The organism is Hydrogenophaga sp. UC242_50 (assembly GCF_042697355.1).
Classification (GTDB): domain Bacteria; phylum Pseudomonadota; class Gammaproteobacteria; order Burkholderiales; family Burkholderiaceae_C; genus Hydrogenophaga.
Window position 1 is genome coordinate 721,185 of the sequence record NZ_CP170553.1, and the last position, 21,700, is coordinate 742,884.

17 protein-coding genes and 2 pseudogenes are annotated in these 21,700 nt (G+C 67.6%); 4 read left to right on the forward strand and 15 right to left on the reverse strand.

The features are described from left to right. Positions 1-157: 157 nt before the first annotated feature. From ACFJGX_RS03730 to ACFJGX_RS03740, 3 genes are all read left to right on the forward strand, one after another. On the forward strand, positions 158-607 hold the full coding sequence (locus ACFJGX_RS03730; protein WP_382322671.1) for a CesT family type III secretion system chaperone: 450 nt from the start codon (positions 158-160) through the stop codon (positions 605-607). Continuing rightward, entirely contained in the window at positions 600-2,528 is a 1,929-nt protein-coding gene (locus tag ACFJGX_RS03735; protein WP_382322670.1) for a hypothetical protein, read from the forward strand. Before ACFJGX_RS03730 ends, ACFJGX_RS03735 begins: the two co-directional genes overlap by 8 nt. Positions 2,529-2,612: 84 nt before the next feature. Next, the gene (locus tag ACFJGX_RS03740; protein WP_382322669.1) at positions 2,613-3,383 is read left to right on the forward strand and encodes a class II aldolase/adducin family protein; all 771 of its coding nucleotides are present in this window, start codon (positions 2,613-2,615) and stop codon (positions 3,381-3,383) included. Between the two features lie 21 nt (positions 3,384-3,404). Here ACFJGX_RS03740 and ACFJGX_RS03745 read toward each other — a convergent pair whose 3' ends face one another. The 13 genes and pseudogenes from ACFJGX_RS03745 to ACFJGX_RS03805 form a co-directional block, all read right to left on the reverse strand. Beyond that, positions 3,405-4,151 (reverse strand): hypothetical protein, encoded by a 747-nt coding sequence (locus ACFJGX_RS03745; RefSeq protein WP_382322668.1) that lies wholly within the window; start codon positions 4,149-4,151, stop codon positions 3,405-3,407. Between the two features lie 34 nt (positions 4,152-4,185). Further along, positions 4,186-5,520, reverse strand: a complete 1,335-nt coding sequence (locus tag ACFJGX_RS03750; protein WP_382327769.1) for a type III glutamate--ammonia ligase — start codon at positions 5,518-5,520, stop codon at positions 4,186-4,188. 6 nt (positions 5,521-5,526) lie between these two features. Then, on the reverse strand, positions 5,527-6,837 hold the full coding sequence (gene gabT, locus ACFJGX_RS03755) for a 4-aminobutyrate--2-oxoglutarate transaminase (protein WP_382322666.1): 1,311 nt from the start codon (positions 6,835-6,837) through the stop codon (positions 5,527-5,529). An 11-nt stretch (positions 6,838-6,848) separates the two neighbouring features. Then, positions 6,849-8,318 carry an aldehyde dehydrogenase gene (locus ACFJGX_RS03760; protein WP_382322665.1) on the reverse strand — a complete coding sequence of 490 codons (1,470 nt, stop codon included), beginning with the start codon at positions 8,316-8,318 and terminating at the stop codon, positions 6,849-6,851. Between the two features lie 155 nt (positions 8,319-8,473). Continuing rightward, the gene (locus ACFJGX_RS03765) at positions 8,474-9,085 is read right to left on the reverse strand and encodes a hypothetical protein (protein ID WP_382322664.1); all 612 of its coding nucleotides are present in this window, start codon (positions 9,083-9,085) and stop codon (positions 8,474-8,476) included. 8 nt (positions 9,086-9,093) lie between these two features. Further along, positions 9,094-9,435 carry a type III secretion system chaperone gene (locus ACFJGX_RS03770; protein WP_382327771.1) on the reverse strand — a complete coding sequence of 114 codons (342 nt, stop codon included), beginning with the start codon at positions 9,433-9,435 and terminating at the stop codon, positions 9,094-9,096. A gap of 199 nt (positions 9,436-9,634) precedes the next feature. Next, on the reverse strand, positions 9,635-10,471 hold the full coding sequence (locus tag ACFJGX_RS03775) for an ABC transporter permease (protein ID WP_382327773.1): 837 nt from the start codon (positions 10,469-10,471) through the stop codon (positions 9,635-9,637). Positions 10,472-10,482: 11 nt separating this feature from the next. After that, positions 10,483-11,391, reverse strand: coding sequence for an ABC transporter permease (locus ACFJGX_RS03780; protein WP_382322662.1), 909 nt, complete (start codon positions 11,389-11,391; stop codon positions 10,483-10,485). A 121-nt stretch (positions 11,392-11,512) separates the two neighbouring features. Next, a pseudogene (locus ACFJGX_RS03785) lies at positions 11,513-12,608 on the reverse strand (ABC transporter ATP-binding protein). Between the two features lie 70 nt (positions 12,609-12,678). Continuing rightward, positions 12,679-13,875 (reverse strand): extracellular solute-binding protein, encoded by a 1,197-nt coding sequence (locus tag ACFJGX_RS03790; protein WP_382327775.1) that lies wholly within the window; start codon positions 13,873-13,875, stop codon positions 12,679-12,681. A 187-nt stretch (positions 13,876-14,062) separates the two neighbouring features. Next, entirely contained in the window at positions 14,063-15,502 is a 1,440-nt protein-coding gene (locus tag ACFJGX_RS03795) for an aspartate aminotransferase family protein (protein ID WP_382322659.1), read from the reverse strand. Positions 15,503-15,522: 20 nt separating this feature from the next. After that, positions 15,523-16,890, reverse strand: a complete 1,368-nt coding sequence (locus ACFJGX_RS03800; protein WP_382327777.1) for a glutamine synthetase family protein — start codon at positions 16,888-16,890, stop codon at positions 15,523-15,525. A 61-nt stretch (positions 16,891-16,951) separates the two neighbouring features. Next, positions 16,952-17,761: a gamma-glutamyl-gamma-aminobutyrate hydrolase family protein gene (locus ACFJGX_RS03805; RefSeq protein ID WP_382322658.1), complete on the reverse strand. Its 810-nt coding sequence runs from the start codon at positions 17,759-17,761 to the stop codon at positions 16,952-16,954. A gap of 203 nt (positions 17,762-17,964) precedes the next feature. On the opposite strand from ACFJGX_RS03805, the gene ACFJGX_RS03810 reads away from it, so the two are divergent. Next, entirely contained in the window at positions 17,965-19,665 is a 1,701-nt protein-coding gene (locus ACFJGX_RS03810) for a PLP-dependent aminotransferase family protein (protein WP_382327779.1), read from the forward strand. Here ACFJGX_RS03810 and ACFJGX_RS03815 read toward each other — a convergent pair. After that, positions 19,659-20,765 (reverse strand): annotated as a pseudogene (locus tag ACFJGX_RS03815) (NAD(P)/FAD-dependent oxidoreductase); the annotation flags it as partial. The gene ACFJGX_RS03810 and the pseudogene ACFJGX_RS03815 sit on opposite strands and share 7 nt — an antisense overlap. Continuing rightward, a complete protein-coding gene (speB, locus tag ACFJGX_RS03820) occupies positions 20,765-21,691 on the reverse strand; it encodes an agmatinase (RefSeq protein WP_382322655.1) in 927 nt (308 codons plus the stop codon). The pseudogene ACFJGX_RS03815 and the gene speB, both read right to left, overlap by 1 nt. Positions 21,692-21,700: the final 9 nt, after the last annotated feature.

Consider the following 21,700-nt stretch of genomic DNA (forward strand, 5'->3'; position numbering starts at 1 on the left):
GCTGGACGCGCAAAAAACGGCCCGCATCGCGAACCACCGGGATAGCCCCCGCACTCAAGCCTTCGTGCCCGGCCGTGGCACGCTGAGTGCGCACCCAGGCCACCCCCCGTGCGCAAGCCCGCTGCGCACCCGCAGCTTCGACAGACCCCCCGTCGCGATGAAACTCGAATCTCCTCCTGCAACCCCACAAGGCCCCGATGCCTTCGGCCCCCTCATCAACGCCACTTGCGAACTGGTGGGCGTGGCGCCCGCCACCGCGTGGCTGGATCTGCCCATGAAAGACTACCGATGCGCCACATTCCAGGTGGACGGCGTCGAGTGCCTCGTGAGCCACCGCTCGATCGACCCCGAGGCCTTGTTCATCCACTGTGTGTTCGGCCCGGTGCCCGAGGTGCGCAGCGCCGACGTTCTGCTGGCGCTGCTCCAGTTGAACCTGACCCTGTACGGCGGCGGTTCGCCCACCTTTGGCGCGGACACGGAGCGCAACCTGCTGCTGTGCATGGAAGAGCGCCTGCAAGACATGCGTGCCGAAGATCTTGCCCAACGCCTGGAAAACCTGGCGACACAGGCCATGGGCTGGAGAAAGGTCTGGTTGGCGCATGGGTAACAAGGTCTCTGCCCCCCTCACACATCCGATCTACGGGCCGATCTATCCACTCACCGTCTCCCCCCACAGTGCCATTGAGATCGGCGACATCTTGGCGATGGCGCTCTGGACGGGCTTGCGCGACATGTCCGCCAGCATCATCTCGTCTGGGGTGGGGTTTGCCGTCACCTTGAGTGCCCGCATCCTGTGTCACGGCGTGCCGCAAGCGCAGCAGGAGTCCACCGCCCAGAGACTGGCCCAGATCCTGGGGACGGAGGAAAACCAAGACCGCTTTGAGGGAGTGCCGGGGGCGCATCACGGAATCGCGGCCATCAGCGTTGTAGCGGTGGCTTTCGCGGGTTTTTTCTTCGGCTCGGCCGGCACCTGGGAACGGCGCTCGGCAAGAACCTGGATCGGCGTCGGGACCGCCGCCGTGGGCGTCGCCCTCACCCTTGCCTCCGTCTACAGGCAGGAAAGCGACCTGTCGAGGACGGACACCGCGACCAACTACCTCGGCATCGCCATCGCCGCACTGACGCGCGACTTCATTCAGGCTCAGGCCGGCCGCATTTTTCCTGAAGTTCGTCTGCATCCAGAGCGCGCTCTGCGTTGGGCATTGAATGCAAACACCAGAACCCACCTCCTGCGATTGGGCACCCACATGGTGTTGTATGCGGGGATGAGCATCACGTTGAGCCGTTGGGTGGCCCTGCGCAACCTCCTGCACCCCGACTACAGTGGCATGAACCGGGAGCTTGGGATGTTTTCGAGCGACTCATGGAGGACCTTCGCGTTTCGCGGCCTCAACGAGGGAATCGACGGGGTCTTCGGCGTCATCCTGCTTGCCTGCTTCTTCCATGGGCATCTTCGGCGAGGACACGGCTGGCTCACCGGACCCGGCATCACCGTGAAAGAAGTGGCGCGTCGGGGTGGCTCGCGCGTCGCCATGAACCAGCCCGTCAGCGCCATCCAATCACTGATACCTTCCAAAGACTGGTACCTCGCGGCGTTGCAGGGCGTCACGGTGCTTCGCGGCGCCGTGCTCAACCTGGAAGCGAAGTGGCCCCGCACAGCCGGCGGCGGCGACTGTCTTCTGCACGCCGCTGCCGACGTCCTCGATGGCGGCGAGTGGAGGTGCGACGCCGCTCGCATCAGGGCAGCCCTGTGCAACCAGATCCGCCGATTGGCGCAGAACAGCGCCGATTCTGCGGAAAGTCTCAACTTGGTGGAGCACCACCTGGAACAGGCCGTCTCTCAGATGCGTGCGGATGCCGGAGAGCCGGCATATGCGGTTCTGGACGGCAACCGCCTGCTTGAAACCCTGCCGGAGACACTGCGAAGTGAACTCGAAGCATCCAGGCCCGAACAACACCCCTTGGTGGCAAACAGATGGCTGAACGAGGAGAGTCAAAGAGCTGCCTTGCTGCACTCCGTTGCCCGCTACTACGAACAAGACGGGTGCTATCTGCCCACGCGGGTGCTTCCGTGCCTGGCCCGGGTGCTGAATCGCCCCCTCGCACTGCATGGGGAAAGCACCACCGTCATGTACGACGCCGAGGGGAATGCCCTCAACGACCCTGCCGAAAACATGGTTCACATCCGGCACCGACTTTCGATTCACGGTGAGGCGGGCGATCACTTTGAACGCATCGAGGCGTCCTCCGCTCGACGTCGGGAGAACGGAGAACTGCAGAGTCCGCAGGAGACAGATTCGCTAACCCAGTCCGGGAATACGGCCGGCACGAAAAGCTCCATGAAGGCCTCGCACCAGCACATCGAGCTAGCCATTGAGTCGGAAACCCAGCTCCACGTCGGCCACGGCAATGAGTCCAACAACAACGCACGTCAACGGACAACGCCGAGAAGCGGACAAGGGCAACACAATCAGCGGACGGATTCCATGAACGGGGAAAGTCGGGAGCAGCACGAGAAGACGGACTAGCGTGGCAAGCCCGCCACGCACAGGTGACAGCGGCCCCGCAGGGCGCGCGATAGCATGGCCGTCCTGCCCCACGGAGCGCTTCGCATGCACATCCCTTCCCTGAAAGAAGTCGTCAGCGCCGAAGAATGGGCGCTGCGCTGCGACCTCGCCGCCTGCTACCGCCTCGTCGCCGCCTACGGCTGGAGCGACCTGGTCTTCACCCACATCAGCGCCAAGCTGCCCGACAGCGTGAGCGGGGGCGAACACCAGTTCCTCATCAACCCCTACGGCCTGATGTTCGACGAGATCACGGCCAGCAGCCTGGTCAAGGTCGACATGGCCTGCAACAAGCTGCACGACTCGCCCTTCCCGGTGAACCCGGCCGGCTTCGTGATCCACAGCGCCGTGCACGAAGCGCGGCCCGAGGCCGGCTGCGTGCTGCACACCCACACGCGCGCGGGCGTGGGCGTGAGCGCGCAGAAGGCCGGCATCCTGCCCATCAGCCAGCAGAGCACCTTCGTGCTGGCCTCGCTGGCGTACCACGGCTACGAGGGCGTGGCCTTCCGCCCCGAGGAGAAGCCGCGCCTGCAAGCCGACCTGGGCCAGGCCAACTACCTCGTGCTGCGCAACCACGGCCTGCTCACCGTGGGCCGCACCATCGCCGACGCCTTCCTGTCCATGTACACCTTCGAGAACACCTGCCGCATCCAGATCGACGCGCTGGCCGGCGGCGGTGAACTCACGCAGGTCGATCCCCGCATCCTCGCCGGCATGGCCGACGTGATGCGCATCGCCACCGCCGGCCAGGGCGCGCAGCTCGCGTGGCCGGCGCTGCTGCGCAAGGTGGACAAACTCGATCCGGGTTACAAGACCTGAGGCCCAGAAGCGGCGCGCAGATCAGGTAGGCGACGCCACAAACGCCGCCATGCCTTCGAGCACGGTGCGCAAACGCATCAGCTCCCGCGAGCCGTCCAGCCGCTTCGACCACGCCGCGATGCGCGAGACGCGCTGCAAGCGCGGCAGCAGGTGGGCGATGAAGGCGCGCAGCGCCGGTCCGCCCGTGCCGCCCTGCTCATAGGCCTGCAGCACGGCGAGCACCGCGCCGGGCCCCAGCGGTTGCAGGTAGCGCGCCAGCGAGAGCAGCATCTGCAGCACGTCGTAGACCTGCACGGTCTCCAGCGCCATGCCCGGGCGCAGGCGCTCCTCGAAGTCCAGCCGCGCGAAGCGCCGGCCGTCCCAGGTGGTGTTGCGCAACTGGGCCCCACCGTGCCACTGGCCGCGCGCGTGGAAGGCCGCGAGGTCGGCGCTGGCCGCCACCATCAACGGCAGGCGCTCGCCCTCGGGCAGGCGGTGCAGCTGCAGGTCCACCGTCTCGCCGATGTCGCCGGTGGTGAGCGTGAACCCGTCGAAGGCCAGCACCGGGGGCACGTGCTCCCCAGCGGCCGCCAGGGCCACGAGGCGCTCGTGTTCATACGCCAGCAAGGCCCGGGCATCGGTCTGGCGCACAGCGCGCCAGGGCACGGGCACGTCCACGAAATGCGCGAACACCCAGATGCCCAGCGACTTGGACCAGCTGCGCAGCGGCCGGTCGGCGGTCTTGGTCCAGGTCTTGGCGGGGGGGGTGGTCGGTTCGGGCAGGCTCACAAGGGCGCGATTATCCCGAAACCGGCCGCGCCGGCTAGGGCGCGTCGGCGTAGCGCCGCAGTTCCCACTCGCTCACCTGCTGGCTCCAGGCCGCCCATTCGTCGTGCTTGAGCGCCAGGAACTGCGCGCAGAGGGCGGGGCCGACGGCCTCGCGCAAGGCCGCGTCCGCCGCCAGGGCGTCGAGCGCGGCGAGCAGGTCGCGCGGCAGGCGCGCGGGCAGGGCATCGCCCATGGCGTGGCGCTCGTACAGGTCATCCTCGCAGGGCGCCACCGGTGGCAGCGCCTGGTCGATGCCCGAGAGGCCCGCGGCCAGCGTGGCGGCGATGGCCACGTAGACGTTGCACGCCGGGTCTGGCAGGCGCCATTCCATGCGCCCGGCCACGCCACGCACGAGGCAGGTGCGGTTGTTGTCGCCCAGGGCCTTCCACACAGGCGACCAGGTGGTGCCCGAGGCGCTGCGGCTCGCGGCCAGGCGCTTGTAGCTGTTGACCGTGGGCGCGCACAGCGCGGCCAGCGCGTCGGCGTGGTGCAGCAGGCCGGCGGCGAAGCGCTGGCCGGTCTCGCTCAGGCCCAGCACGCCGGCCGGATCGGCCATCACGGGCCGGCCTTGCTCGTCCGTCAGGCTCAGGTGGAAATGCAGGCCGCTGCCCGGCGCGTGCGCCAGCGGCTTGGGCATGGTGGAGAACACCAGACCGTGCTGCCGCGCCACCGCCTGCGCGGCGAGCTTGAAGAGCTGGTAGCGGTCGGCGGCGGCGAGCGCGTCGTCGTGCCGGTAGTTGATCTCGTACTGCCCGCTCGCGTCCTCGTGGTCGATCTGCTCCAGCTGGAAGCCCAGCGCCTCCAGCGTGCGGCGCATCTCGTCGAGAAAACCGAAGTTGCGGCCCATGGCCTGCAGGTCGTAGGACGGTTTGGCGAGCCTGTCTTCCCCATCGGCCAAGCGCCACTGGCCTTGCGCGTCGCGCTGCAGCAGAAAGAACTCGGGCTCGATGCCGACCCACAGCGTCCAGCCCCGTTCGGCTTTCAGGCGCGCCACCTGGCGCTGCAGCACCTGGCGCGGGCAGGTGTCCAGCGGCTCGCCGCCGGCGTAACCGTCGCACACCGCGTGCGCCACGCCCGGCATGAAGGGCATGGGCCGCAGGCTCTCGGGCCGCACCCGGCCCATGTACTCGCTGCGCGCGCCCATGCGCGGCAGGCCGGTGCCCGCGATGCTGGGACCGGAGAAACCGGCGCCCTGCTCCACCGCCTGCTGCAGGCGCTCCAGCGGCACGAGCTTGCCCTTGGGCGCACCCAGCAGGTCGGTGAAGGTGCGCAGCACCGAATGGATGCCCTGCGCGCGCAGGACCGCGACGCGTTCCTCCAGCGTGCGCAACCAGGCTCAAGCGAGCACCTCGGCCAGCGCGGCATCGAACGCGGCCAGGCCTTCGGCGAACACGTTGTCCTCGATGGTGAGCGGGAACAGGAAGCGGATCACGTTGCCGTACACACCGCAGGTGAGCAACAGCAGGCCGCGCTTCAAAGCGGCCATCTGCACACGCTTGGTGGTGTCGGCATCGGGCGCGCCGGTGGCCGGGTCGATGAACTCGCAGGCCACCATGGCGCCCAGGCCGCGCACGTCGCCCATGCGGGACTTGTACAGGGCGCGCTGCGAGATCAGGTGGGCGATGAGCTGGTCGCCCAGCTTCTGCGCGCGCGCGGGCAGCTGCTCTTCTTCCATCACATCGAGCACCGCGAGCGAGGCCGCGATGGCCAGCGGGTTGCCCGCGTAGGTACCACCCAGGCCGCCGGGCGCGGGGCCGTCCATGACGGCGGCCTTGCCGCTCACCGCCGACAAGGTGGTGCCCCCGGCCATGCTCTTGGCCATGGTCATGAGGTCGGGGCTCACGCCGAAGTGCTCCATGGCGAACATCTTGCCGGTGCGCGCGAAGCCGGTCTGCACTTCGTCGGCCACCAGCAGGATGCCGTGCTGGTCGCACAGCGCGCGCAGCCACTGCACGGCCTCTTTCTGGATCACGTTGAAACCGCCCTCGCCCTGCACCGGCTCGAACACGATGGCCGCCACGCGCGAGGGCTCGATGTCGCACTTGAAGAGCTGCTCCATGGCGTGCTTCGTCTCATCCAGCGAGGCGCCCTGGGCCGGAAAGGGCACGTGGTAGATCTCGGGCGGGAACGGGCCGAAACCGGCCTTGTACGGCTGCACCTTGCCGGTGAGCGCGACCGAGAACATGGTGCGGCCATGGAACGCACCGCCGAAAGCGATGACACCGGTGCGCCCGGTGGCCGAGCGCGCGATCTTCATCGCGTTTTCGATCGCCTCGGCACCGGTGGAGAAGAAGGCCGTCTTCACCGGCCCGTCGATCGGCACCAGCGCGTTGATGCGCTCGGCCAGCGCCACGTACTCGGTGTAGGGCACCACCTGGTAGCAACTGTGCGTGAAGCGCTGCAGCTGCGCGGCGATCGCCGCCTGCACCTTGGGATGCACGTGACCCGTGTTGAGCACGGCGATGCCGCCGGCGAAATCGATGAAGCGGCGCCCCTCGATGTCCCAGAACTCGGCGTTCTTCGCGCGCTCGATGAAGAAGTCGCCGAACACGCCCACGCCGCGCGGCGTGGCGGCCTGGCGGCGCGCGTGCCAGCTGGCGTTGGTGTGCGGGGCGTTCAGGTTGGCGGCTTTCTGCGGTGCGTTCATGTCAGGTCTCCTCAGAGGGGGCTGTCGATCCGGATCCAGGTGGTTTTCGTCTCGGTGTACTTGTCGAAGGCGTGCAGCGACTTGTCGCGGCCCACGCCGCTCTGCTTGAAGCCACCGAAAGGCACGGTGATGTCGTCCTCGTCGTAGGAGTTCACGTGCACCGTGCCCGCGCGCAGCGCGCGCGCCACGCCGTGCGCCTTGTTGATGTCGCGCGTCCACACCGCGGCCTGCAGGCCGTAGATGTTGCTGTTGGCCTGCTTGACCACGTCGGCCGCGTCGGTGAACGAGAGCACCGAAAGCACCGGGCCGAAGATTTCCTCGCGCGCGATGGTCATGGTGTTCGTCACGCCGTCGAAGATGGTGGGTTGCACATACAGACCGCCCTTCACGGGCTCGACCGCCGCGCCACCGGCGAGCAGCTTCGCGCCCTCCTGCTGGCCGCTGTCGATGTAGCGCAGCACGGTGTCGAGCTGCGTGCGGTCCACGATCGCGCCCATCACGGTGCTTTTCTCCAACGGGTTGCCCGGCTGGTACTGCGGCACCAGCTTCAGGGCCTTCTCCAGGAAGGCCTCCTTGATCGAGGCCTCGACGAAGAGCCGAGACGGCGCGTTGCAACTCTCGCCCTGGTTGAAGAAGATGCTGCCCACCGCGGCCTCCACCGCCTTATCGAGGTCGGGGCAGTCGGCGAACACGATGTTGGGCGACTTGCCACCCAGCTCCGTCCAGGCGCGCTTGAGGTTGCTCTGCCCGGCCATCACGTGGATCTGCTTGCCCACGCGCGTGCTGCCGGTGAAAGCGATGCAGTCCACGTCCATGTGCAGCGCGAGTGGGCTGCCGGCCTCGGCGCCATAGCCCGGCACCACGTTGAACACGCCGGGTGGAATGCCGGCGGCCAGCGCGAGTTCGGCCAGGCGCAGCGCGGTGAGGGGCGATTTTTCGCTCGGCTTGAGCACCACCGAGTTGCCGGCCGCGAGCGCGGGCGCGATCTTCCAGGCCGCCATGATCATGGGGTAGTTCCAGGGCACGATCACCCCCACCACACCTACCGGCTCGCGCGTGATCAGCGCCAGCGCGGTGCTGGGCGTGGGCGCGATCTCGTCGTACACCTTGTCCACCGCCTCGCCGTACCAGCGAATGCAATTGGCCGCGCTGTTCACGTCCACGCTGCGCGCGTACTTCACGGGCTTGCCCATGTCCAGGGTTTCGGTCAGCGCCAGTTCGTCGGCGTGGGCGATCAGCTGCTCGGCGAACTTGATCATCACGCGCTTGCGCTGCGCGGGCGCCATGCCGCTCCAGCGGCGGTCCTCGAAGGCCGCGCGGGCGGCGGCCACGGCCGCGTCGATGTCGGCCTCGCCGCAGCGCGCCACGGCGGTGAGCAAACGGCCGTCCACCGGCGAAATGCAGTCAAAGGTCTGGCCGTCGCGCGCGGCGATGCGCTCGCCGTTGATGAAGGCGCGGCCGTCGAAGGAGAGGTCGGTCATGAAGCGGGTTCCGGGGTTGCTGGGCCAAGGATTGGCCCCATGCTACGCCCGAAACGCGACGAACTGCGTATCCACTTTTTCGAGCTGGCAACGATCCAGTGCGTCACCCGAAAAAAGACCACCCGAAGGTGGCCGAACCCGGCATCTTCAACCGATCAGCAGCTCGGAAGACAGCTCTTCGAGAAGGTCTTGGGCAAGCACGGATTTTTCCCGCCGCCCTGGTTTCCTCCACTGAGACAGAAAAGCGCACAGCAATAAACCACGCCGAGCCCCACGGCGTACACGCCGCCGCTGGCCACGGTCAGTCCCAGGGATGTGCCGTGAAACGTCAAACAGCGCGCTCTTTGAACGCATCGATCGTCCGTTTCCACGCACTGCCAGTACTCGCGGCAGCTGTTCTTAAGATCCTCGTAGGAATCGTCATTGCGCGCCCGCGGGCGCTCCGACAATTGGTTGTTCGTGAGGACTGGCATGCCAAGCGGCTGATCGCTGCGCGCTTGGGCGATGACCACAGGAAGTCCGCTCGACCCACCAGGCGGGTTGACCTGGGTTTCATGGCGGACGATCCCCGCACCGCTCGACAGGCCAATCCCCGACCGCGGCGGGTTGTCGACCGGCAAGTGGCTCAGTTGAGACACCACCTCCTCCCGAGAGACCTCTCTATGGGGCTCCGTGAGATTCCGGGGCACCTCCAAGGCCACCTCATTGAGATCGATGGCATGGGGAATGTGAGCGGCGGACCGATCGATGTGGAAGCTGCTGTTCATGGGATTTTTCAGGGTTGTGAGAGGTTGCGGTGGAGGTCTTCGACGGTGTTGGACCAATGCCTGAACAAGACACCCAGCGCATCGAATGCGTGGCGCAGCTCGGGCGCGGCCATGGAGGGATGGACCGCTAACCGGGAGGTCAGCACGGCTTCCTCCGAATCCGGCGGCACGCTGAATGTGGTCCCGCCCAGTCCCCACCGATGGTTGGCTGTGAGCATGGACCGATGGCACTGAGGCCGGAGGAAGGCCGGGATCTCGCCCAGCTCGGCCCGGACCAGAATGTGATCGGCGCTGATGCCGGGCTCGAAATGGATGCGCCACGCGCCGCCCGTCCACGGTGAGCAGGCCATCGCGCAAGAGATCGTCGGGGTCGAGCCGCTCCTGCTCACAGAAGCGCCGGATGAGGTTCTGGTAGTCCTCGGTGTTCATGGTTTCCTCTGGGATGAAGACGGACCAGAGGCAAGTGAGGGGCACCCCATGAAAGTTCAGCCGGCCGGCCAACAAAAAGGCCACCCGAAGGTGGCCTTGGACATCGGCAGCGGGGCCGCGTCAGCTCTTGAGCGCCGCCGCGATCTCCCGCTCGCGCCGCCGCGTGGCGCGCGCCACCCAGATCGCATAGCTCACGATCACGATGGTCACCGTCACGATCAGCAGCGTGGCCGCCGCGTAGATGGTCGGGTTGATGCCGCGCCGCGCGTAACCGAAGATCACCTGCGGCAGCGTGTTCACGCCCGGGCCGGAGAGGAACTCGGAAATCACCACGTCGTCGAACGACAGCGTGAAGGCCAACAGGAAGGCCGCGAGCAGGGCCTGGAAGATGTTGGGCAGCGTGATCAGGAAGAACACCTGGTGCGGCCGGGCGCCCAGGTCCATGGCGGCGTCCTCGATCGAGCGGTCCATCTCCAGCAGGCGCGACTGGATCACCACCACGCCATAGGCCATGCCCAGCAGGGTGTGGCCCAGGATGATGGTGAGCATGCCGCGCTGCGGCCAGCCGAACAGGTTCTGCGCGCCCACGGCCAGCAGCAGCAGCGACAGGCCGATGATCACCTCGGGCATCACCAGCGGCGCGTTCACCATGCCGCTGAAGACGGTGCGGCCCAGGAAGCGCCGGTAGCGCACCAGCACGAACGCCGCGAAGGTGCGCAGCACCGCCGAGAGCACGCCGGTGATGGCCGCCACCTTGAGCGAGAGCCAGAAACCTTCGACGATCTTGGTGTCGCGCGTGAGCGCCTCGTACCAGCGCAGCGAGAAGCCGGTGAAGCGCGCGTCCTGCCGCGTGCTGTTGAACGAGAACACGATCATGAAGACCAGCGGCAGGTAGAGAAAGGCGAACACCAGCGCCAGCCAGAACTTGCCGAAGTGTTTTTCAAGGACTTGTTTCATGGTCCGACTCCTCAGCGCTTCTCGGCGGGATCGCTGCTGTAGTGGTAGTACAGCGCCAGCGGGATCACGATCAGCGCGATCATCACCACGGCCAGCGCGGTCGCGCGCGGCCAGTCGTTGGCGGTGAACATCTCGTCCCACACCACGCGCCCGATCATGAGGTTCTCCGGACCGCCCAGCAGCGAGGGGATCACGAACTCACCCACGCAGGGGATGAAGACCAGCATGAAGCCGGCCACGATGCCGGCCTTGGACAGCGGCACCGTGATCAGCCAGAAGGCCTTGAACGGTGAGGTGCCCAGGTCGTAGGCGGCCTCCAGCAGGCGGAAGTCCATCTTCACCAGGTTGGCGTAGAGCGGCAGGATCATGAACGGCAGGTACACGTAGGTCATGCCGATCAGCATCGAGACGTTGGTGTACAGCATGGGGATGGGCTCGCTGGTCAGACCGATCGACATCAGGAGGCGGTTGAGCACGCCCTGGTCGGCCAGGATGCCCTTCCAGGCGTAGACGCGCAGCAGGAACGAGGTCCAGAACGGCAGCATCACCATCAGCAGCAGCGCCGGGCGCACGCTGGCGGGCGAGCGCGCGATGAAGTACGCGAAGGGGTAGCCGATGATCAGGCACAGGATGGCGGTGCACAGCGCGTACCAGATCGAGCGCAGGTAGGCGTCGATGTAGAGCGTGCGGAACAGCGGCGCGCCCTCTTCGGTGCGGAAGATCGAGAGGTAGTTCTCGTACTTCAGGCTCAGGATGCCGCTCACCGGGTCCCAGATGGGCTTGAACGGGCTGATGTCGCCGCTCATGTCCACGAAGCTGATGTACAGCAGGATCAGGAAGGGCAGGAAGAAGAACAGGATCAGCCAGCCGTACGGCACGCCGATCACGAAGCGCTTGCCGGGAAGGGGTATTGAGGCCATACGAAGTTCCTGCAAAAGTAAGCGAACCAAACACGCTGTCCAGGGGTGCGGAGGAACCGGCTTCGCCGGGCCTCTCGCGCCATCCCCCTCTCAGGGGGAAGCCGCGAAGCGGCGCAGGGGGTCAATCGCGCAAGACCACGCCGGCGCGGTCGTCCCACCAGAAGTACACGTCGTCTTCCCAGGTGATGTCGGAGAGGTCGTGGCGCGAGGTGTTGGCCTCGGTGATCTTGACCTTGCTGCCGTCGGTGGCCAGCACGATGTAGGTGTTGTAGGAGCCGAAGTAGGCGATCTCCTTGACCTTGCCGGTGAACAGGTTGGGGCCGGCGCCGTCCGGTCGGCGCTTGCCGATCTCGATCTTCTCGGGCCGCACCGCGATCGCCACCGGCATGTTGAGCGTGCCGCTCACGCCATGGCCGACGTGGATTTCCCCGATGCCGGTGGTGGCCGCGCAGCGGTCGGTCTCGTCCACGCTGAGCCGGCCCTCGAACAGGTTGACGTTGCCGATGAAGTCGGCCACGAAGCGGTTGCTCGGGTGCTCGTAGATCTCTTCGGGCGTGCCCACCTGCAGCACGCGGCCCTTGCTCATGATGGCGATGCGGCTGCGCCATGGTCATGGCCTCTTCCTGGTCGTGCGTGACCATCACCACCGTCACGCCCACCTTCTCGATGATGTTGACCAGCTCGAACTGCGTCTGCTCGCGCAGCTTCTTGTCCAGCGCGCCCAGCGGTTCGTCGAGCAGCAGCATCTTGGGCCGCTTGGCCAGGCTGCGCGCCAGCGCGACGCGCTGCTGCTGGCCGCCCGAGAGCTGGTGCGGCTTGCGCTTGGCATACGGCGTGAGCTGCACCAGGGCCAGCATCTCGTCGGTGCGCTGCTGGATCTCGGCCTTGGGCAGGCCTTCGCGCTTGAGGCCGAAGGCCACGTTCTCCCAGATGTCCAGGTGCGGGAACAGCGCGTAGGACTGGAACATCATGTTGACCGGGCGGTCGTAGGGCGGCATGGCCGCCACATCCTGGCCGCCGAGCAGGATGCGCCCGGAGGTGGGCTTCTCGAAGCCCGCGAGCATGCGCAGCAGGGTGGACTTGCCACAGCCCGAGCTGCCCAGCAGCGCGAAGATCTCGCCCTTGCCGATCGATAGCGACACCTCGTCGACCGCGACCGCTTCATCGAAGCGTTTGACCAGTTTCTCGGTCACCAGAAAACCCGTTGTGTCTGCCATGTGGATGTCCGTTTCTTCTTCGCTGGACCAACAAAAAAAGCCGCTCAACCGGGGAGGATGAGCGGCCCTTCTACCTGAGTAAGGGAACGGTGGTGCTTACTTGCCGCGTTTGAAGGCGTTGTAGGTTTCGTTGACCACGCCCAGGGAGTCGTTGGAGAAGCCACCGGTGGGGATCAGGCGCGCCGTGTCTTCCGGACCCAGGAAGATGGTGTTGTTGTTCTTCACCTCGTCCTTGATGTCGGCCAGCGCGGCCTTGTTGCCGGTGGGGTAGTTCATCTCGTTGGCCATGGCCGCGGCGTTGGTCGCGCGCAGGTAGAAGTCGATGAAGGCGTGCGCGTTGTTCACGTGCTTGGCGTCCTTGGGGATGCGCGATGGTGTCGATGAACACGCGGCCGCCGCCGGTGGGCAGCAGCGGCACGATCTCGTCCTTGCCACCGGTTTCCTTCACGCGGCCGGCGGCGATGTTGATGTCGCCGGACCAGCCGATGAAGGCGCAGGCCTTGCCGCCGGCGATGTCGTCGATCATGGTGCTGGAGAACAGGCGCACGTCCTTGCGCACCTTCTTGAGCATCTCACCCGCGAGCTTGAAGTCTTCCGGGTTCTCGCTGTAGGCCGGCTTGCCGACGTAGTGCAGCGCGACCGGCAGGATCTCGCTGGGCGAGTCCAGGTAGGCGATGCCGCAGGACTTGAGCTTGCTGGAGTACTCGGGCTTGAAGACCAGGTCCCAGGCGTTCTCGGGCATGGGCATGCCGCCCAGCGCCTTCTCGACCTTCTGCTTGTTGATGCCCACGGTGGTGAAGCCCCAGGCCCAGGGCACCAGGTACTTGTTCTCGGGGTCCACGCCGGCGATCTTGCTCATGAAGTCGGGGTCGAGGTTGCCGTAGTTCTTGAGCTTGCTCTTGTCGATGGGCTGGTACAGCCCGCCCTCGATCTGGCGCTTGCCGAAGTCGGCGGTGGGCACCACGATGTCGTAGCCCGAGTTGCCGGCCACCAGCTTGGCGTGCAGCGCTTCGTTGTTCTCGAAGGTGTCGTAGTTCACCTTGACGCCGTATTCCTTCTCGAAGTCGGCGATCAGGGACTCGGTGATGTAGTCGGGCCAGTTGTAGACGTTGACGACCTTTTCATCGTCCAGCACCGGGCCGGCCGGTGCGGCGGGGGCGGCCGCCACAGGCGCCGGTGCCGCGGGCGCGGCGACGGGCTCCTCTTTCTTGCCACAGGCGGCCAGCAGGATCGCCGACATCGCCAGAACCAGGACTTGCTTTTTCATGGTGTTGCTCACTCCAGGGAGGTAATTGACCGAAAGAACTCAACCGGGCGGGGCCGACATGGCTGAACGTGCTAGCAATATTCAGACCCAGCGCCGGACAGCGCCACCAGGCACAGGGCTGGTGGAATATCCGGAAAACATTCTAGGGCCTGTTCACGCGACTTTTCCAGGTGCGGACGGGCCCTGGTCAGGCCAGCAGGCCCTCGGCGCGCAACTCTTCCAGGGTCGCATCCAGGCAGCGGTGGATGAGCTCCATCATCTCGTCGACCTGGGCGCGCGTCATCACCAGCGGCGGCGCGATGATCATGCGGTCGCCCACGGCGCGCATGATCAGGCCGTTCCTGAAGCAGTGCGCGCGGCAGCGCATGCCCACGCCCAGGGCCTCGTCGAACATCTGCTTCTTGGCCTTGTCCTTCACCAGCACCAGACCGGCGACGAAGCCACAGGTCTGGGCCGCACCCACCAGCGGGTGGTCTTCCAGCGCCTCGAAGCGCTCGGCCAGGTAGGGGCCGGTGTCGTCCCTCACGCGCTCGACCAGCTTCTCGCGCTCCATCAGCTCGATGTTGGCCAGCGCCACCGCGCAGGCCACGGGGTGGCCGCTGTAGGTGTAGCCGTGGTTGAACTCGCCACCCTTCTCGATCAGCACCTTGGCCACGCGGTCGCCCACCATCACGCCGCCCAGCGGGATGTAGCCGCTGGTCACGCCCTTGGCGAAGGTCACCAGGTCGGGCCGGATGCCGAACTTCTCGTAGGCGAACCAGTGGCCCAGGCGGCCGAAGGCGCAGATCACCTCGTCGGAGATCAGCAGGATGCCGTGCTTGTCCACGATGCGCTGGATCTCCGGCCAGTAGGTCTCCGGCGGAATGATCACCCCCCCGGCGCCCTGCACCGGCTCGGCGATGAAGGCCGCCACCTTGTCGGCACCGATGGAGAGGATCTTCTCCTCCAGCCAGCGCGCCGCGCGCAGGCCAAAGTCGGCCTCGTTCTCGCCGGGGTTGGCGTTCTCGAAGAAATGCGGCTGCTCGATGTGCACGATGTCGGGGATGGGCAGGTCGCCCTGGGCGTGCATGCCGCTCATGCCCCCGAGCGAGGCGCCCGCCATGGTGCTGCCGTGGTACGCGTTGTGGCGGCTGATGATGACCTTGCGCTGCGGCTGGCCCAGCAGGTCCCAGTAGCGGCGCACCATGCGCACGTTGGTGTCGTTGCTCTCGCTGCCGCTGGAGCTGAAGAACACATGCTCGAACTTGCGCCCGCCCACCTGCGGCGCGAGCTGCGCCAGCTTGGTCGCCAGCTGCACCGCCGGCACGTTGGTGGTCTGGAAGAAGGCGTTGTAGAACGGCAGCGTCATGGTCTGCTGGTAACCGGCGTCGGCCAGCTCCTTGCGGCCGTAGCCGGCGTTGACGCACCACAGGCCGCTCATGGCGTCGAGGATCTTCGCGCCCTCGGAATCCCAGATGTAGATGTTGTCGGCGCGCGTGATCACGCGCGAGCCGCGCGTGGCCAGGTCACCGTGGTCGGTGAAGGGGTGGATGAAGTGCGCGCTGTCCAGCGCCTGGATGGCCTTGGTGTCCTGCTGCTCGGCGCGGCGAACCAGCGCGGGTGGGGCGATGAGGGAGGAGGTGTTCATGCGGGGCTCTTCTTTCAAACTCAGACGTGCAGCAACAGGTGTTCGCGTTCCCAGGGCGAGATCACCTTCATGAACTCGTCGAACTCCAGCTCCTTGATCTCGGTGTAGATGGTGATGAACTCCTTGCCCAGCACGTCGTGCAGGTCGGTCTCGCGGCGCAGCCAGTCCAGCGCCTCGCCCAGGCTGCGCGGCAGCGAGTAGGGCGAGAGGTAGGCGTCGCCCTTCATCTCGGGCTTGGGCTTGATCTTGTTCTTCAGGCCCAGGTAGCCGCAGGCCAGCGTCATGGCCATTGCCACGTACGGGTTGGCGTCGGCGCCGATCACGCGGTTCTCCACGCGCCGCGCCTCGGGGCTGGAGATCGGCGAGCGGATGCCCACCGTGCGGTTGTCGTGGCCCCACTCGATGTTGATCGGCGCGGCCGTGTGGCGCGAGAGGCGGCGGTAGCTGTTCACGTAGGGCGCCACCAGCACCATGGCCGCCGGGATGTAGCGCTGCAGGCCGCCGATGTAGTGGTAGAAGGCCTCGGAGGGCGTGCCGTCGTCGTTGCTGAAGATGTTCTTGCCGGTGGCCTTGTTCAGGATGCTCTGGTGCACGTGCATGGCCGAGCCGGGCTCGCCCGCGATCGGCTTGGCGATGAAGGTGGCGTACATGTCGTGCCGCAGCGCCGACTCGCGCACCGTGCGCTTGAAGAAGAACACCTCGTCGGCCAGGCCCAGCGGGTGGGCGTGGAAGAAGTTGATCTCCATCTGCCCCGCGCCGGCCTCGTGGATCAGCGTGTCCACGTTGAGCTTCATCTTGTCGCAGTAGTCGTAGATCTCCTCGAACAGCGGGTCGAACTCGTTGACCGCGTCGATGCTGTACGACTGGCGCGAGGTCTCGGCGCGGCCGCTGCGCCCGATGGGGGCCTTGAGCAGCGTGTTCGGGTCGGTGTTGCGCGCGGTCAGGTAGAACTCCAGCTCGGGCGCGACCACCGGGTCCAGGCCCTCGGCGTCGAACAGGTCGCACACGTGGCGCAGCACGCTGCGCGGTGCGAACGGCACCAGCTTGCCGGCGTGGTCGAAACAGTCGTGGATCACCTGCGCCGTCGGGTCGGTGGCCCAGGGCACGATGCGCGCGGTGGTCGGGTCCGGGCGCAGCTGCATGTCGCGGTCGGTCGGCTCGATCACATCGTAGTAAGGCCCGCTGGCCGGAAACTCCCCCGTCACCCCCATGGCCACGATGCCCTGGGGCAGTCGCATGCCCCGGTCCTCGGTGAACTTCTCACGCGGCAGGATCTTGCCGCGCGCCACGCCGGTCAGGTCGGGCACCAGGCACTCGACTTCGGTCACGCGGTTCTGGTTGAGCCAGTTCTCCAGATCGTTGAAGCTCATCTTTTGGGGGGCTGTCATGTGCCATCTCCTGTGGGTGTGTTGTCGTTCGGGTAAGGCGGTCGGCAGAGCGAAAAGGGGGTCAGGCGCTGGCGCTGGCGGCGCTGCGCGCGAGGTCGGCGTGCTGCAGGCGCAGGTTCATGCGCTGGCGGCAGGCACGGCCGAAGGCCTCGAAGATCGCGGCGTAGAAAGGGGTTTCCCAGCAGCGCCACTCGGGGTGGAACTGCACGGCGTAGGCGAAGGTGCGCGCGCCGCGCACACCGAAGGCCTCCACCAGGCCGTCGGGCGCGTGCGCCAGGGCGTCGAGCCCGGCGGCCAGGCGGTTGATGCCCTGGCCGTGCAGCGAGTTGACCTGCGTCTCGCGGCCGCCGGCCCACTCCTCGAACACGCTGCCCGGCGCGAAGCGGATGGCGTGGCGCGGCGCGTACTGCTCGTCGGGCGGCGCGGTCTTGGGTTCGCGGTGGTCCATCATGCCGGGCACCTCGTGCACGCGCTGGTGCAGCGTGCCGCCCAGGGCCACGTTGATCTCCTGGAAACCGCGGCAGATGCCCAGCAGCGGCACGCCCTCGTGCACGCAGGCCTTCACCAGCGCCAGCGTGAGCAGGTCGCGGTCGGCATCCAGCGGCAGGCTGGGGTCGGCCACGTCCTCGTCGAAATGGGAGGGGTGCACGTTGGAGGGTGAGCCGGTCAGCATCACGCCGTCCACCAGGGCCAGCAGTTCGCTGATCTGGCCGGTGTCGGCCAGCGGGAACATCACCGGCTGGGCGTCCGCCCCGACCTTGACGGCCCGGGCGTATTTGTCACCCAGCAACAGAAAGGGCATCTGATGCCCGTGATCGCCCATCAGGCGGTGGTCGGCAGGCAGCCAGACCATGCAAGGTGGCTTGTTCATGAAGACTCCAGACAATGGCATTCATTGTGGGGGGCCAATTGGATTGGAACGAGGGCCATTTGGCCCCATGTTATGGTGCCAATGGCTCCCCCCCTTGCGCCGCTGACGCGGCTTCCCCCCGGAGGGGGACCGCACCTGTGGCCCGGCCAAGCCGGTTCCACGGTACGCCTGGATGGGGGATTTCGCTCCGGATAAGGCTTTGCATGCTGTCTGAATTTCTTCTGGCTGAAATGAGCCGCCTGGGCTCGCAGGACGCCCTGCCCTTGCACCGGCAGCTCTACGAGGCGCTGCGCCGCGCCATGCTGGACGGCAAGCTGGGCGCGGGCGAACGCCTGCCGTCCAGCCGCGATCTGGCACAGGACCTGCGCCTCTCGCGCAACACGGTGGTGGCCGCGATCAACCAGCTCAGCGTGGAGGGCTACCTCGCCAGCCGCGTGGGCAGTGGCACCTTCGTCAACGACAACGTGCCGCGCACCACGCCAGGGCGCTCGGCGCGCCCGGGGCCGGGCCGGGCGGCCGCCACGGTGCAAGCCGCCCGCCTGTCCACACGCGGCCTGGCGCTGTCCAGCACCTTCTGCGCCACCGAACTGGAGGTGCAGCCCTTCACGCCCGGCATCGCCGACTTCAGCGCTTTTCCGCTCACGCTCTGGCAGCGCCTGCAGAACAAGCACTGGCGCATGACCTACCCGGACATGCTGGACTACAACGACTCGGGCGGCTACGCGCCGCTGCGCCGCGCCGTGGCCGACTACCTGCGCGTGTTCCGCAGCGTGCACCTGGAGGCCGACCAGGTCGTCATCACCAGCGGCACCCAGCAGTCGCTCGAGCTCTGCGCGCGCCTGCTGGCCGACCACGGCGACACGGTGTGGGTGGAAGACCCGGCCTACTGGGGCGCGGTCAAGGCCTTCATCGCCACCGGCCTCGCCCTGCACCCGGTGGCGGTGGACGAGCAGGGCATCAACCCCAGCACGGCCGACAACGCGCGCCCGCCGCGCCTGATCTACGTCACGCCCTCGCACCAGTACCCCACCGGCGCGGTGATGTCGCTGCCCCGGCGCCACCAGCTGCTGGCCACCGCGCGCGCGCACGACGCCTGGGTGCTGGAAGACGACTACGACAGCGAGTACCGTTTCAGCGGCCCGCCGATCTCCAGCCTGGAAGGCCTGGACACCGATGGCCGCGTGTTCTACATGGGCACCTTCTCCAAGGTGCTCTACCCGGGGCTGAAGATCGGCTACCTGGTGGTGCCCAAGCCGCTGGTGGCGGCCTTCAAGCAAGCCCACTACGACCTCAACCGCCCGGGCCAGATGCCGGTGCAGGCCGCGCTGGCCGAGTTCATCGAGATGGGCCACTTCGCCAGCGCGCTGCGCCGCGCGCGCCAGAACTACGGCGAGCGCCGCCAGTGCCTGCTCGAAGCCCTGAAACCGGTGCTGCGCGACGACCTGCCCGACGGCCCCAGCATCAGCGGCGCCGAGCAGGGCCTGCACCTGTGCCTGCGCCTGCCGCCCGAGGTGGACGACCGGGCGCTGGCGCAGCGCATCGCACAGCACGGCCTCACGGTGCGCCCGCTCTCGGCCTACTGCCTGCAGCGCAAGGACCTGCGCGGCCTGGTGATCGGGTACGGTTACGCGCCGCTGGCCGAGATCGAGCGCTGCGGGCCGTTGCTGCGCCAACGCCGTGCGGCAGGTCCTCGCCGGCTGACTCAGATCACATCGCGCAGGCGGTGCCACAACATGCCCAGCGCCAGGCTGGGGGTGCGCAGCAGCGCGCCGCCGGGGAAGCGGCGGTGCTTGAGGCGCGCGTACACGTCGAAACGCGCCGCCTGCCCGGCCACGGCCTCGGCCACCAGCCGGCCGGCCAGACCGGTGAGCGCCACACCGTGGCCGCTGAAGCCCTGCAGGTAATACAGGTTGTCGCCGAGGCGGCCGAAGTCGGGCGCGCGGTTCATGCTGATGTCCACGAAGCCACCCCACAGGTGCTCGATCGGCACATCGCGCAGCGCGGGGAACACCTCGCCCATGCGCTGGCGCATCAGGGCCTCGAGGTTCACCGGCGTGCGGGTGGTGTAGCTCACGCGCCCGCCGAACAGCATGCGGTGGTCGGCGCTGAAGCGGAAGTAGTCGAGCACGAAGTTGTTGTCGCACACGGCCGCGTTGCGCGGGATCAGGCGCGCGCACAGCTCGGGGTCCAGCGGCGCCGTGCCCAGGATGTAGGTGCCCACCGGCATGATGCGCGGCGCGATCTCGGGCGCCACGCGCGGGCCGTACTCGGGCAGCATGCAGTTGCCCGCGAGCACGCCGAAACGCGCCTTCACCTGGCCGCGCGCGGTGCTCGCCACCAGCGTGGCGCCGCGCTGCAGGCCGGTCACGGGCGAGTGCTCGAAGAGGCGCGCGCCCGCGGCCTGCGCGGCGCGCGCCAGGCCCAGCGCGTACTTCAGCGGGTGCAGGTGGCCCGAGCGCTGCTCGCGCGCGGCCGCCACGTAGCGCGGGCTGTTGATCAGGCGCGGCAGGTCGGCGCCCTCGGCCCAGTCCACCGCGAGGCCGCGCCGCTTGAGGCCCTCCATCTCCTCGTGCAGCTCCTGCGCCTTGCGCGCCGAGTCGGCCACGTACACATAACCGTTGACGCGGTCGCACTCGATGCCGTGTTCGGCGATGCGCGCGTCGATCAGGTCCAGCGCCTCCAGCGACATGTCCCAGGCGCGCCTGGCGTCCTCGGCGCCGAGCTGCTGCTCGAACGGGCCCTGCCCACTCGCGTAACCCACGATGGCCTGGCCGCCGTTGCGCCCGCTCGCGCCGCTGCCGATGCGATCGGCCTCCAGCACCACCACCGAGAGGCCGCGCTGCGCGAGTTCGAGCGCCGCGCTCAGGCCGGAGAAACCTGCGCCGACCACCACCACGTCGGCCTCGACGGCTCCTTCCAGCGGCGGCAGCACCTCGGGCCGCTGCACGCTGGCCTCGTAGTAACTTTTCTGGTTGAGCTGGGTGTCCGAACCGATGAGTGACATCAGAGACCCCTCTGCCGCTTGGCGACCTGGCCGCTGAGGTAGGTCCAGACGAAGGTGGCCGCCGCGTTGGTGGTGAGCTCGGCGTGGTCGTAGGCCGGGGCCACCTCCACGCAGTCCATGCCGATCCAGTTCAGGTCGGCCAAGGCTTCCAGGAAGGTGAGCACCTGCGAGCTCGTCATGCCGCCGGGTTCGGGCGTGCCGGTGCCGGGCGCGAAGGCCGGGTCCAGGCAATCGATGTCCAGCGTGAGGTAACAGGGGCGTTGGCCGATGCGCGCGCGGATCGCCTCGATGGCGGGTTGCAGGCCCGCGCCGTCCAGCCCGCGCAGCGCGCGCGCCGTGAAGATCTGGCCGCCCTGGTCGGCCACGTACTCGCGCGCCGCGCGCTCGCCGCTGGAGCGAATGCCGATCTGCACCGTGTGCGCCGGGCTCGCCAGCCCTTCCTGCAGGGCCTCGTAGGTCCAGGTGCCGTGGCCGGCCGGTTCGCCGAAGTGGTCGGCCCAGGTGTCGCAATGCGCGTCGAAGTGCACCAGCGCCAGCGGCTCGCCGCCGTGCCGGGCCTTCGCGGCGCGCAGCAGCGAGAGCGTCACGGAGTGGTCACCGCCCAGGAACACGCAATGGTGCTTCGCCATCAGCGCCGCCGCCTGTTCCTCGATGTGGCGGCGCACCTCGGGCAGCGGCGAGGCGTTGGGCAGGCGCAGGTCCAGCGCGTCGCCCAGGTGCGCCAGGGGCGAGACGTCGAACACCGGGTGGATGCCGTCGCACAGCATCAGGCTGGCCGCGCGGATCGCCTGCGGGCCGAAGCGCGCGCCCGGCCGGTTGGTCACCACGCCGTCGAATGGCACGCCCGCGACGGCAAAAGGCTGGTCGGCCAGCGGGGCGCAGGCGAGGAAGCGGTTGGTGTTGCTGGCGTAGGCGAACTGACCCATCGGCCATGA

Excerpts from the sequence above, each read along its gene's own strand:
- ACFJGX_RS03730 (WP_382322671.1), top strand. The coding sequence starts at position 158 with ATGAAACTCGAATCTCCTCCTGCAACCCCACAAGGCCCCGATGCCTTC.
- ACFJGX_RS03735 (WP_382322670.1), top strand. The coding sequence starts at position 600 with ATGGGTAACAAGGTCTCTGCCCCCCTCACACATCCGATCTACGGGCCG.
- ACFJGX_RS03740 (WP_382322669.1), top strand. The coding sequence starts at position 2,613 with ATGCACATCCCTTCCCTGAAAGAAGTCGTCAGCGCCGAAGAATGGGCG.
- gabT (WP_382322666.1), bottom strand. The coding sequence starts at position 6,837 with ATGAACGCACCGCAGAAAGCCGCCAACCTGAACGCCCCGCACACCAAC.
- ACFJGX_RS03760 (WP_382322665.1), bottom strand. The coding sequence starts at position 8,318 with ATGACCGACCTCTCCTTCGACGGCCGCGCCTTCATCAACGGCGAGCGC.
- ACFJGX_RS03765 (WP_382322664.1), bottom strand. The coding sequence starts at position 9,085 with ATGAACAGCAGCTTCCACATCGATCGGTCCGCCGCTCACATTCCCCAT.
- ACFJGX_RS03770 (WP_382327771.1), bottom strand. The coding sequence starts at position 9,435 with ATGGCCTGCTCACCGTGGACGGGCGGCGCGTGGCGCATCCATTTCGAG.
- ACFJGX_RS03775 (WP_382327773.1), bottom strand. The coding sequence starts at position 10,471 with ATGAAACAAGTCCTTGAAAAACACTTCGGCAAGTTCTGGCTGGCGCTG.
- ACFJGX_RS03780 (WP_382322662.1), bottom strand. The coding sequence starts at position 11,391 with ATGGCCTCAATACCCCTTCCCGGCAAGCGCTTCGTGATCGGCGTGCCG.
- ACFJGX_RS03790 (WP_382327775.1), bottom strand. The coding sequence starts at position 13,875 with ATGAAAAAGCAAGTCCTGGTTCTGGCGATGTCGGCGATCCTGCTGGCC.
- ACFJGX_RS03795 (WP_382322659.1), bottom strand. The coding sequence starts at position 15,502 with ATGAACACCTCCTCCCTCATCGCCCCACCCGCGCTGGTTCGCCGCGCC.
- ACFJGX_RS03800 (WP_382327777.1), bottom strand. The coding sequence starts at position 16,890 with ATGACAGCCCCCCAAAAGATGAGCTTCAACGATCTGGAGAACTGGCTC.
- ACFJGX_RS03805 (WP_382322658.1), bottom strand. The coding sequence starts at position 17,761 with ATGAACAAGCCACCTTGCATGGTCTGGCTGCCTGCCGACCACCGCCTG.
- ACFJGX_RS03810 (WP_382327779.1), top strand. The coding sequence starts at position 17,965 with ATGCTGTCTGAATTTCTTCTGGCTGAAATGAGCCGCCTGGGCTCGCAG.
- speB (WP_382322655.1), bottom strand. The coding sequence starts at position 21,691 with ATGGGTCAGTTCGCCTACGCCAGCAACACCAACCGCTTCCTCGCCTGC.